9 protein-coding genes and 2 pseudogenes are annotated in these 12,135 nt (G+C 64.8%); 5 read left to right on the top strand and 6 right to left on the bottom strand.

The window, feature by feature from the left end:
• The first annotated feature begins 411 nt into the window (after positions 1 to 411).
• A complete protein-coding gene (locus M0639_RS32770) occupies positions 412 to 1,422 on the top strand; it encodes a zinc-dependent alcohol dehydrogenase (RefSeq protein WP_064074438.1) in 1,011 nt (336 codons plus the stop codon).
• 117 nt (positions 1,423 to 1,539) lie between these two features.
• Here M0639_RS32770 and M0639_RS32775 read toward each other — a convergent pair whose 3' ends face one another.
• Both M0639_RS32775 and M0639_RS32780 read right to left on the bottom strand, forming a co-directional pair.
• On the bottom strand, positions 1,540 to 2,298 hold the full coding sequence (locus M0639_RS32775) for a VIT1/CCC1 transporter family protein (protein WP_082893182.1): 759 nt from the start codon (positions 2,296 to 2,298) through the stop codon (positions 1,540 to 1,542).
• Between the two features lie 151 nt (positions 2,299 to 2,449).
• On the bottom strand, positions 2,450 to 2,740 hold the full coding sequence (locus M0639_RS32780; RefSeq protein WP_231915190.1) for a hypothetical protein: 291 nt from the start codon (positions 2,738 to 2,740) through the stop codon (positions 2,450 to 2,452).
• A 307-nt stretch (positions 2,741 to 3,047) separates the two neighbouring features.
• Between M0639_RS32780 and M0639_RS32785 the strand changes: the two are divergent.
• The 3 genes and pseudogenes from M0639_RS32785 to M0639_RS32795 form a co-directional block, all read left to right on the top strand.
• Positions 3,048 to 3,691: pseudogene (locus M0639_RS32785) on the top strand (response regulator).
• A complete protein-coding gene (locus tag M0639_RS32790; RefSeq protein WP_064074427.1) occupies positions 3,688 to 5,376 on the top strand; it encodes a sensor histidine kinase in 1,689 nt (562 codons plus the stop codon). Before M0639_RS32785 ends, M0639_RS32790 begins: the two are co-directional and overlap by 4 nt.
• 55 nt (positions 5,377 to 5,431) lie before the next feature.
• Positions 5,432 to 6,154 (top strand): annotated as a pseudogene (locus M0639_RS32795) (transposase); the annotation flags it as partial.
• 444 nt (positions 6,155 to 6,598) lie between these two features.
• Here M0639_RS32795 and M0639_RS32800 read toward each other — a convergent pair.
• The 4 genes from M0639_RS32800 to M0639_RS32815 form a co-directional block, all read right to left on the bottom strand.
• The gene (locus M0639_RS32800) at positions 6,599 to 7,291 is read right to left on the bottom strand and encodes an SDR family NAD(P)-dependent oxidoreductase (protein WP_064074426.1); all 693 of its coding nucleotides are present in this window, start codon (positions 7,289 to 7,291) and stop codon (positions 6,599 to 6,601) included.
• A gap of 112 nt (positions 7,292 to 7,403) precedes the next feature.
• Complete coding sequence (locus M0639_RS32805) at positions 7,404 to 7,727, bottom strand: putative quinol monooxygenase (RefSeq protein ID WP_054801418.1); 324 nt, start codon at positions 7,725 to 7,727, stop codon at positions 7,404 to 7,406.
• A gap of 55 nt (positions 7,728 to 7,782) precedes the next feature.
• Complete coding sequence (locus M0639_RS32810; RefSeq protein ID WP_064074435.1) at positions 7,783 to 8,607, bottom strand: alpha/beta fold hydrolase; 825 nt, start codon at positions 8,605 to 8,607, stop codon at positions 7,783 to 7,785.
• Between the two features lie 149 nt (positions 8,608 to 8,756).
• A complete protein-coding gene (locus M0639_RS32815) occupies positions 8,757 to 11,540 on the bottom strand; it encodes an ATP-binding protein (RefSeq protein ID WP_064074425.1) in 2,784 nt (927 codons plus the stop codon).
• Positions 11,541 to 11,677: 137 nt separating this feature from the next.
• Between M0639_RS32815 and M0639_RS32820 the strand changes: the two genes are divergently transcribed.
• Positions 11,678 to 12,109 (top strand): hypothetical protein, encoded by a 432-nt coding sequence (locus M0639_RS32820; protein ID WP_064074424.1) that lies wholly within the window; start codon positions 11,678 to 11,680, stop codon positions 12,107 to 12,109.
• Positions 12,110 to 12,135 lie beyond the last annotated feature (26 nt).

The raw sequence follows: 12,135 nt of genomic DNA on the forward strand, positions 1-12,135 counted from the left end.
GAGTAGGGCCGAAAGACCGCCATGGACACATACGCCCGGAAGTGCACCGCGGTTCCGGTGAAACACCGGTGTCGGCACCGCCGCACCAGTGGCAACATGCATGGCCGCACCGCCGAAGCAGCGGTGCACCTCATCGCTCTTACGGTGATGCCAGTGTTCTCCTGAGGCGATTCCGGCGAGAGATTCGACGATAGGCAGTGCGGAAATGGGAATCATAGGCAAATGGGCGGCCATGACTGCAGGAAATCATGGGCCCGACCTTTTGGGGTGTTCAGCATTCGGGGTCCTTCGACCTGCCGGGGTGACCTCTGACCCTACTTGGGCTGTGCTTGGTCGCGGGAGCATCAGTAGGTGCGGCGCCGAGATCGGCCGTCGACTTTTCGAGTCCACCCCAATCTGAGGATGATCGCGATGAGAGCAGCAGTAGTGACAGAGTTCGGAGCACCCCTGGTCGTCCAGGACATTGCGATCCCAACGCCTGGGCCGGACCAAGTTCTGATCAAGATCGAAGCCTGCGGACTGTGCCACACCGATATACACGCAGCGAAGGGCGACTGGCCCGCCAAACCCACCGTCCCCTTCGTGCCCGGTCACGAAGGTATCGGAGTGATCGAAGCGGCAGGAGAGAACGTTTCCCGCGATCGTATCGGTCAACGTGTCGCGATCGCATGGCTCGGTTCCGCGTGCGGTGAGTGCGACCACTGTGTCTCCGGATGGGAGACACTGTGCGAGAAGCAGCAGAACAGCGGATACTCCATCGACGGGGCTTACGCCGAATATGCTGTGGCGCAAGCACAGTACGTAGTTCGTGTTCCCGATTCGATTTCGTCGTTCGATGCTGCCCCGCTCACCTGCGCGGGTGTGACCACGTACAAGGCGGTCAAGGTCGGTGGGGTGAGGCCAGCGCAACGTGTCGCGATCTTCGGTGTCGGCGGCTTGGGGCACATGGCAGTTCAATACGCCAGGATCGCCGGAGGTTTTGTCACGGCAATCGACATCGAGGACGACAAGCTCAAGCTCGCCGCAACATTGGGGGCGGACCACACTGTCAACTCACTGACCGAAGACCCCGTTGAAGCGATCCAGAAGCTTGGCGGTGCGGATGTCGCGATCGTGCTGGCGGTCGTTCCGAGCGTCTTCGACCAAGCGTTCCGCTCACTTCGGCGCGGGGGCCGACTGGTCTGTGTCTCGATGCCGGCGCATGGTGTGTTTCCGATCCCGATCTTCGACACCGTCGTCGGGGGTATCTCCGTTCTGGGATCGATAGTCGGCACACGTGAGGATCTGCGCGAGGTGCTCGAGCTTCATGCCGCCGGAAAAACCACCGTATCTGCAGTTTCGCGCAAACTCGACGACGTCAACGAATGCTTCGACGACATTCTCGCCGGCCGTGTCACCGCGCGCCTGGTATTCGAATTCTGATGATGGCGAAGCCGGTTCGGGCTGGCGCTCTGCTGACCAGGTGATCGGTGCGCGTTTCGGAGAGGTGTTCCACAGGCCACACACCACCTCGACGACAACGGTCGGGTCGGAATGCTGTCAGACCCCTGCCACTCCGAGTAACTGGCCGACGGCGTAGGTGATGATCATTGCCAGGGCCCCTCCCACGACCACGCGAACCACCGCGCGTCGGCGACTGGCGCCGCCCAACTGTGCACTGACTGCGCCGGTCAGAGCCAACGCAAGCAGAACAGCGACGAACGTCACCGGCACCCGCACCCCGGGCGGTGGGGCGAGGATCGCGATCAAGGGAAGCATGGCTCCGACGGTGAACGATATTGCTGATGACAGTGCCGCCGAGATCGGGTTGGCCAATGCATCGGGGTCGATTCCTAGTTCGATGTCGACGTGTGCGGCGAAGGCATCGTGAGCAGTCAATTCCCCCGCGACGTGGCGGGCGGTTTCTTCGCTCAGGCCTTTGTTCTGGTACATCGCGATCAATTCGTCGAGTTCGGCGTCCGGGGTGTGGTCGAGTTCGTGGCGTTCTGTGGCCAGCAGTGCGCGTTCGGTGTCGCGTTGGGTGCTTACCGAGACGTATTCGCCGAGTGCCATCGACACCGCGCCGGCGACGAGGCCCGCGACTCCGGCGGTCAGGATCGGGCCGCGATCGGTGGAGAGGGCAGCGACTCCGACGACGAGGCCTGCGACGGAGACAATGCCGTCGTTGGCGCCGAGTACGCCCGCGCGTAGCCAGTTCAGCCGTGACGACACGCCACTGGTGTGCGGCTCGTCGTGGGTCGGGCCGCTACTGTCGTTGTCGGGTCCGTCCGGGATCGCGGGCTGGGGCGCGGCCGTCATGATCGTGGGCGTTTCGTGAAGTGCGCGCTGGCGCAGGTTTCGTCGCCGCACACGAACCACTCCGCGCTGGCTTTTGTGTCGTGCGAGGTCGAATCTCGACGATCACTTATGCTGCCGCAGGCCAATTCACGGATAGTCCAGGGCAGTGGTGTCACCTGAATCCTCTGTTCTTGCTGTGGCAGTAGCTCGAGATGCGTTGACGGGCCAACCGTTCGCTCAACTCGGGCATCGCTGCGTAGGACACCCAGGAAAGGTCGAGAATGCACCCGTCGAGGACGATTTCCACTCCTTCTAGGGAAAACTGGCCCGCGAACTCCAACGCCAACCGTGCGACCGTCACAGCACGACGGGGGCCGTATGGATCTGTAGTCGCTTCCTCTTCGACGATTCGCGAAGCGATGGAGCTTCTTTCCCTCGACGATCGGGTCACGGTGTGCGTCATGTGCATCGAACTTTCCTTTACAGGTGAAGAGGTGAATTCAATTACCCGCCAAGGATGCTCGGCCGACCGGACGATCAGGTAGGGCCGAACGGCCACCGAAAGCCACTGTTGTCCCAAAAGGGGACTTAGTAGTAGTCCTCGAGATGCTCGTCTGTCGACATCGAGGGACCGAGGGGAGCGGCCGTCCGGAGCCCTGAAGTTTAAGTACGGAACAAGTGACAAAAGACCTCGAATAATCAGCTTCAGGGCGCCGATCGCCAGTGAGAGATCCGTAGGCTGGTGAGGGGCGGGGAAGAGGAGAACAGTTGTGATCTCGGTGTTTCTCGTTGACGACCACGAAGTGGTCAGACGTGGTCTGGTCGACTTGATCAACAATGATCCCGATCTCACCGTGATCGGTGAGGCAGGAACTTACGCGCACGCTCTGGCTCGAATCCCAGCGTTACGCCCGAACGTGGCGGTGCTGGACGTGCGATTGCCCGATGGTGACGGCATCGAACTGTGCAAGAAACTGCATTCGAAACTCCCCGACGTCAAGTGCCTGATTCTGACGTCGTTCACGAAGACAAGGCCATGCTTGACGCGATTCTCGCCGGCGCGCACGGCTATATCGTCAAGGACATCACCGGCATGGCTTTGGCGAAGGCGATCAAAGACGTCGGCCACGGAAAGTCCCTGCTGGACAATCGCGCCGCCGCTGCTCTGATGAGCAAACTCCGAGCCGCTGATGAAGCGGACAACGAGCTGAGCGACCTGACCGATCAAGAATGTAAACTTCTCGCCCTTTTAGGGGAAGGTCTGACCAATCGTCAGATCGCCGAGCGCATGTTTCTCGCTGAAAAGACGGTCAAGAACTACGTGTCGCGGCTCCTGGCCAAACTAGGTTTGGAACGTCGAGCCCAAGCAGCGGTGTTCGCATCGAAACGCACACTGAAACTGAACCGGCGATGACGGAACCCACCGTACCCGCGGAGCCAGAGCAAACCGACGCCATCGCGCACTCGGAGCTGCCCGACGATCACATCGAAAGTCGAGCTGCTCGCGAGAGGACCGATGGGCTACTGAAGGCGATGCTTGTCGTCGGCGCCGGCCTTGATCTGGAACAGACGCTGCGCTCGATCGTGCATGCCGCGATCGAGCTCGTCGGCGCTCGCTACGGCGCACTTGGAGTCCGCGGACACGACGACCAGCTCACACAGTTCGTCTACGAGGGCATCGACGAACTCACTCGCGCCCGCATCGGTCCGCTGCCGACTGGTCGCGGCCTTCTCGGGTCTATCGTGACCGAGTCGCAGCCACTACGAATGACGACACTGTCCTCGCACCCTTCCTCCGTGGGATTCCCGCCCCACCATCCGCCTATGAACACCTTTCTCGGCGTGCCTGTCCGGGTCCGTGAGACCGTGTTCGGAAATCTCTACCTCACCGAGAAATTCGGGGGAGGCCCCTTCTCCGAGGAGGACCAGGCGGTCGTCGAAGTGTTGGCGTCCGCGGCCGGGGTCGCGATAGAAAATGCACGACTGTTCGAGGAATCCACTTCGCGGCAACTCTGGCTCGAGGCAACCCGCGAAATAGGTGAAGCACTGCTCTCGGGAGTCGCTGTCGAGGACGTGCTCCGCCTGATCGCGTGGCAAACTCGTCAACTCACCGGTGCGGACCGCACCTTCATCGCCGAACCAGTCGATGCACTCAGCCCGGACTCCGACCTGGTCGTCACCGTCGCGGACGGCAATTCGCCGGAAGAAGTTGTCGGGCACGTGATTCCGGCGATCGGCTCGACGATCGGCAGGTCCTTCCTCACTCGTACTTCTATCCGCGGCGAACACCTCGAATTCGACGTCAATCGTGGCTCTCATATGCAGTATGGGCCGGCGTTGGTCTCTCCACTGCAGACACCGGACTCGGTCTCGGGTGTCCTGGTGGCGCTGCGAGAGCGAAACGCCGAGCCCTTCAGCGAACAACAACTGGCATTGCTGACCACTTTCGCCGACCAGGCCGCTGTGGCACTTCAAATGGCGTATGCGGCGAGGCGATTACGTGAACTCGACGTGCTCAAGGATCGTGATCGGATCGCCCGCGACCTGCATGACAGTGTGATTCAACGTATCTTCGCCGCCGGCCTCTCGTTGCAGGTCACCGCCCAGCAAAGCCCTTCCGAGACTACGAAAGCTCGATTGGCGGCCACGATCGACGACCTGCAAGAAGTTGTCCAAGATGTTCGCAACGCCATCTTCCACCTGCAGGGCAGCACGCTCTCGGAGTCGACACTGCGAGCCAGACTGCACGATGCCGTCGACGAAATGTCCGCGGATTCATCCGTGCGCATCACTATTCGCGTGAACGGTCCTCTGTCGGTCATCGACCAGACCATGGCCGATCACGCGGTGGCGGTGATCAGGGAGGGAGTCAGTAACACCGTTCGCCATGCCCGAGCACGGACTGTGAAAGTCGCGCTCTCGATCAGCGACGACATCCGAATAGACATCACCGACGACGGCATCGGCATCGCCGATTCGGTGGCGTCGAGTGGACTCGACAACCTCCGCAGTCGCGCCACCGAGTGCGGAGGTTCATTGACTGTCCACAAGATGCCCAGCGGTGGGACCTCCCTGGTGTGGGCGGTTCCGCTGCCGTAGTCGGCACTGCGTGACCAACTACTACCGGCCTCGATTCGGCAGAAACAAGTACAGATCGGGCACAATCCTCGTTCGTGGCGACTCCGCCTACGGCACTCGTTCCGTCGTGACCGCCTGCTTGCGCGCGAAAGTCGAATTCTCGGTCGTGATGGCCAAGAACACCGCCGTCGCGCGCGCCATCGATTCGATTGCCGATGAAACCTGGACACCCGTGAAGTATCCCGGCGCGGTCCGTGACCCCGACACGGTGCCTGGATTTCCGATGCCGAGGTCGCCGAAACCACTTACACCGCTTTCGCTTCCAGCAAGAACCCGGTCACCGCCCGGTTGATCGTGCGCCGAGTCAAAGATGCGCGATTTCCGGACGCGTTGTTTCCCCGTCTGGCGGTATCACCCGTTTTTCACCAGCACCACCGGGCTCACCGCCGACGCAGATGTCACCCACCGTCGGCACGCGATCATCGAAACCGTGTTCGCCGATCTCATTGACGGACCACTTGCACACATGCCGTCGGGGAAGTTCGGGGCGAACTCCGCGTGGGTGTTGTGCGCGGCGATCGCCCACAATCTGCTTCGAGCTACCGGCGTTCTTGCCGGTGATCGGTATTCTCATTCCCGAGGTGCGACGCTCCGACGCAAGATCGTCAACATCCCAGCTCGATTGTGTCGGCCGCAACGAAAACCGATTCTGCGACTACCGACTCACTGGCCGTGGTCCGCTGCGTGGCTTCGATTGTGGGCCAACACTATCGGACACAGCCCGCCGTCCATCGCTTGAAACCTGACCGAATCGCCGGAAGCGGCCCGACACCTTTCAATCGTGGAAAAGCTGGGTAGACCAGCGGTCACACCATGTCTGGAAGCAGCGCTTGCTCGGGCCTTTCATCCGCATTGACTCTCACGGGCTCGTCGGTGGATTCAGGCTTAATAATGTTTTGGAGCAATTTCCGTGATTGGTCCTGAATGTGTCAACGAATGAGAAGTATTCGTTTGTGGAGCAAGTCGAAACCAGCTCGTCCATACATTTGCCGTTTGAGCGTCTTGATCCTTCGGTGGAATCTGACCACGCGGACGATCATGTTCTCCTCGGGTTGACCACGGAACTGAGGAGACGATATGAGCGGCACGGTGACGCTGGAGAACAAGTGGCCGATACTGGGCCTGTCCGGTGTGCCGAGTGAGGACGGTTGCCAAGCCTGTCCTGGCGTCGGGCTTGTCGCCGTCACCAGGGGAGCACGCCGGTGCGGTCGGTCACCGTGCCGGTGGGCGTGTTGGGCCCAAGGGTGGCGATACGCACCGCTGCCTCGGCGCCCTCCTCGACGCTCTGCCCGATGTGGCCGGTGAATTCGGTCGCGGTCTGCCCGGGGTCTACCGCGTTGAAGCGGACGTCGGGGATTGTTCTGGCGTACTGCGTGGTCAGCATGGTGACCGCGCTCTTTGACGAGCCGTAGGCGGCGAGCGGATACTGCGACTCGACCCGCTCAGGGTCGTGGGTCAGCGTGAACGAGCCGAGGCCGCTGGTGACGTTGACGACGGACGGGGCGGCCGCTTTCCGCAGCAGGGGCAGGAACGCGTGCGTGACGCGCACCAGTCCGAAGACGTTGGTTTCGTAGACGTGGCCGATCTGGTCGACCGTCATGTCCTCGGGGGCCGTGACTTCACCGAGGATGCCGGCGTTGTTGATGAGAATGTCCAGGTGGCCGACCCGTGCGCGCAGCGTCTTGACCGCCGCGTCGACCGACGCGTCGTCGGTCACGTCCAGCTGGACGAAGTCGGCGCCGAGCCGGTCGGCGGCCTTGCGTCCGTTCTCAGCGTCCCGGGCTCCGATCCAGACCGTCTGGCCCGCCTGGACGAGTCTGCGCGCGATCTCGTGGCCGAGACCCCTGTTGCCGCCGGTGATCAGTGTGATGGTCACGTTGTGTCTCTCCTGTGTATGTCGTCGGAGCGGGTGCTCCCGCAAAAGCGGTCAACGGGAGCACCCGCAGGGTAGGTTCGCGGTTGTGCGGCTCGCCGGCGGGCGTCCGGCGCTAGTGGGTGGGACGGAACGGGCGCAGGAGGCGGATGCCGTCCTCGATGGATCCGTCGATCAGTTCGAGCATCTGCGGGACAAGTTCCCGCATCCGGGGTGCAGCGAGGTGGGCGTCGAGGTGGGCGCGTGTCTCCCAGCGTTCGTAGATGACGAATTCGCAGGGTCTGCCCTCGATTTCGTGGGCCTCGTAGTCGATGTTGCCGGGGTCGTTGCGCGAGGGGGTGACGGCGGCGGTGATGAACGCCTTGAGCTCGGCCTCCCTGCCGGCCTTCGCCTTTGCGTCCCAGACGACGGTCACGTAGCCGGTAGGTGTTGCGGTCATGGTGATTCCTGTTCTGTTCCGTGCTGACGGGCTGAGTGTCGGTGCCAGACCGGTGTCAGCTCTCGATGAAGCTGAGGAGGTCGGCGTTGACGGTGTCGGCGTTCACGGTGCACATGCCGTGCGACTGCCCCGGGTAGACCTTCAGACGCGCGTTCTTGACCAACGTGACCGCCGTCTCGGCGGAGTTGGTGATCGGGACGATCTGGTCGTCGTCGCCGTGCATGATGAGCGTGGGCACGTCGATCGCCCGGAGGTCGTCGGTGAAGTCGGTCTCCGAGAATGCCTTGATCCCCTCGTAGTGCGCCTGCGCGCTGCCGGTCATTCCCTGGCGCCACCAGTTCTGGATGACGCCCTGGGAGATGTCCGCGCCCGGGCGGTTGAACCCGTAGAACGGCCCGGAGGCGAGGTCGAGGTAGAACTGGGAGCGGTTGGTAACCACGGCCTCGCGGAAGCCGTCGAAGACCTCGATCGGCAACCCTTCCGGGTTCGATTCGGTCTGGACCATGAGCGGCGGGACCGCTCCGATGAGGACGGCCTTGGCGACCCGCCCCGCACCGTGCCTGGCAACGTACCGGGCGACCTCTCCACCACCGGTGGAGTGGCCGACGTGGACGACGTCGCGCAGGCCGAGGTGCGCCACCACGGCGGCGGCGTCCGCTGCGTAGTGGTCCATGTCGTGCCCGTGGCCGACCTGGGCGGAGCGCCCGTGCCCGCGGCGGTCGTGGGCGATGACACGGTAGCCCCGCTGGACGAGGAAGAGCAGCTGGGAGTCCCAGTCGTCCGAGCTCAGCGGCCAGCCGTGGTGGAACATGATCGGCCGGCCCGAGCCCCAGTCCTTGTAGAAGATTTCGGTTCCGTCGCTGGCGGTGACGAACGGCATGGTCTGCTCCTTGTGGTCTCGCCCGGGTACCGGGCGGTTTCGATGTCTCCACAAGAATGACTCGGCCACCGTACCGACAGCCTCCGTCAGCTGACTGACATCCGGCCGGCGGCTCGCTTACGTCAGTGCCGGGGCCCGGCCGGTAGCGCTCACAGCCGGGCGGCCGAAGGCTCGGGAGGCAGCGCATCCAGAGCGTCGCGGAGCTCGGCCCGCGACGTGATCCCCAGTTTCGGGAACACATGGTAGAGATGCGATGACACAGTCCGCGGCGAAAGAAACAGACGCGACGCGATCTGCGGGTTGGACAGCCCCGTCGCCGCCAGCCTGGCGACCTCCAGCTCCTGCGGGGTGAGGGCCTCACCGGACTTACCCCGGCCGGTCCGCGTCATGCCGGTGGCGCGGAGCTCTGCAGCGGCCCGGGCCGCCCACGAATGGGCCCCGAGTTCCTCGAAGCAGTCGCGGGCGGCGGCCAGCTGCACCCGGGCGTCACGGTTGAGTCCTTGCCGGCGAAGCGCTTCGCCGTACGCCAGACGAGCATGACCGACCTCGAAGGGCCACTGCTCGATGTCCGGCAGTCCGAGGGCCTCCTCGAAGTACCGGACCATGTCCTCGGCAGTCGATGTCATCGCCGTGACCATGGCCGAGCTCAGCGCGAGCCGCGACGAGAGGTGGCCGACACCGGCGTCGCGCAGCGCGTCCGCGTGCCGTCGTGCCTCCGCGTGCCTCCCGGTGCGCACGGCGGCCTCGACGAGGTCCGGCGCGGACCACAGGGCCTCGGGGTTAAACGGCGGCAGCACGCCCGGGGCGCAGATCGCTGTGGCATGCCGGAAGGCCGTCTCGAAGTCGGCGGCGCCGAGGGCCGCCCGCGCCGCCGCTTGGTGGGCGCAGTTCTCCAGCCGCTGCAATCCCCTGGGCCTAGCCCACTCCCAGACGGCCTCACAGTGGCGGCGGCACGCGTCGAGGTCGCCGCGCTGGGCCGCGGTCATCGCCGCGATGTAGTGCCCCACCTGGGCGAACAAGTGGTATCCCGTCTCCTCGGACAGTGCGATGAGCTCGTCCGCGGCGTCGGCCGACGTCCGCCACCGGCCGCTGTACAGGTCGTCGAGGGCGACGAACATCAGGGCTGGCATGCTCGACCCCAGCGCGCCGCCGTCGCGTATGACCCGGGATACGGCCTCGCGACAGCCCGGAAGCCGGTCGAGGTACGAGGCGGTCAGGGCGGTGCGGATGACCACGTCGGCGTCACTCTTGTCCCTCAGCCGCGAGATCTCCTCGTCCAGGTGGCGCAGCATGCTGTCGGTGATGGAACCGAGGTCGTGGTGGACGCGCCCCAGTGACGCCGCGGCGGCGGGCGATGCCTCGGGGAGCTGATCGAGGACGTTGACCAGAGGCTGCCAGTGCTCGGGTCGGCCCGAGTACTGGCAGGCGAGGGTGAGAGTGAAGAGCGCGGTCTCCAGCTCCTCACGCGGCGGTCCGGGTATCACCGAGGCCTGCTCGACCGCCTCCATCAGGAGCGCGTGCGCGGTATCGGCTTCGCCTTCCGTGACGAGCACGAGGAAGCCGGCCGCCGCGGCCGCCGAGAGCGACCGGGCCGCCGGATCGCCCTCGACCTCACGCATGATCTCGTGGCTGATCTCCAGATGACCCGCGACCCAGGCGGCTACGTAGGCGGCCTTCGACAGGCGGCGCCTGCGGACCCCTCGGTCGGGACTCAGTTCGGCCGCACGCCGCAGCCTCGCGATGGCGCCGTCGGCGTCACCGCGTCGCAGGCTGCTCCGGGCTGCCGACTCCACGGCGGCGGAGACCGCCTCGTCAGGCGCCGTCGTGGCTCTCGCGAGGTGATCACCGCGCCGCTCGGGCTGGTCGCCCAGCGCGTCGGCCAGTTGGCGGTGGGCGCTGCGCCGCTGCTCGCCGGTGGAACCGTCGACCACCGCGGACCCGACCAGCGGGTGCCTAAAGCGCACCGCGCGGCCGTTCTCCGCGACCATGACCAGATGGTCACGCTCCGCGGGAGAGATTTGCTCGAGGCTGTCCGGCCCGCCGGCTGCCTCGAGAATGCCGATGTCGCCGGAGCCCTCGAGAGCTGCGAGCAGCAGTACCTCGCGTGTTCTCTGCGGCAGTCGTGCGACGCGGGCGCCGTACAAAGCGCGCACGTCCCGCCCTGGGCCGCTCGCCCACGCCGTCCCTTGCCCGTGTTCGTCGCCGGTCGCCCCCGTCGACCCGGCGAACTCGAGTAGAGCAAGGGGGTTTCCCTGTGCCTCGTGGGCCACGGTTGAAAGCACCCGGCGGGGGAGGTGGGCGAAACGCCGGGACAGCAGTCGCAGGGCGTCCGCGTCGTCCAGCGGCGCGATCTTGAGCTCCGGTAGGCCGACGGACCGGAAGGATTCGTCGGACTCCTCTCGCTGTGCTCCCAGCAGCCCGATGCGGCGACCGCCCAGTCTTCTGGCGACGAAACCCACCGCAGCTTGGCTCGCTTGGTCGACGGCATGAAGGTCATCGACCACGAGGAGGAACGGTTGCTCTTTCGCGGCCTCGTCGAACAGGGCCAGTGCCGCGTTCAGGACGGCGATCCGGCTCGACGCGGGACCGGCGCCGAGACCGAGGGCAACCTCGAGGGCCTCCCGCGTGGAACGCGGCAGACGACCAAGCTCGTCCGGCAGTGAACCGACGAGCTGGTGGAGTCCCGCGAAGCTGATGTCAGTCTCGTATTCGACGCCACTCCCGCGGACGACCCGCACTCCTTTCGCCACCGCCAGCTCGGCTGTCGCGTCCAGGAGCGCAGTCTTCCCCACGCCCGGATCGCCGGTGAGCAGCAGGGCGGCTCCATTCGTCCCGGCCATGTCCAGGAACGCCGCCAGCTCGGCGAGTTCCCCCTCCCGGCCGACCAGTCCGGCCGGGCCGACGCTCGTGTCTGTCCTTGACCTCGCCCACATTCGCCGCGTCCTTTGCTGTACCTCGCGAAGCGGTCGATCCACCAGCCACGCACTTGCCCAGTGATTATCGCACCTACCGGCAAACGGAGCGTGAAACCATCTGCTTCGCCGCCACCCACAGCTTCTAGACGAAGAGCATGCAGAACACCAGCCAGGCGCTGCAGTCCCACCGCAACGACAGCACGAAGGTCACGCGGATCATCGCGCCGGTCGCCTCCGCCGGCTACCGCCCCCTCGTCGCCGTCCTCCGAGACCTGCACAGTCATGATGAACGGCTCGCCGAGCAGTTCGCCTCCCGCGTCTACGCCAGCGGTCGGCGTAAAATCCACGTCCGATGCGACCGAGACGGACGGATCGTCGGCGTCGACGAGGACGACGCCGAAGACCAGGAACGCGGCGACGGTGACGCCGCTCCCGAGTCCACCTGCTCCACTTCTCCGCCCTGCCCGACCCGGCGACCATCGCGGCCGTATTGCCCACCTGGGTCTGCCGACCCGGATCCCTGGTCTGACCGCAGGTCTGAAGGCCCTGCGGCGCTGATGATTCGAGAACGAGATCGCCGAGAGTGACCCAGACCGGAATTGCCCCCTGGCCC

It is taken from the genome of Rhodococcus qingshengii JCM 15477, assembly GCF_023221595.1.
Lineage (GTDB): Bacteria > Actinomycetota > Actinomycetes > Mycobacteriales > Mycobacteriaceae > Rhodococcus_F > Rhodococcus_F qingshengii.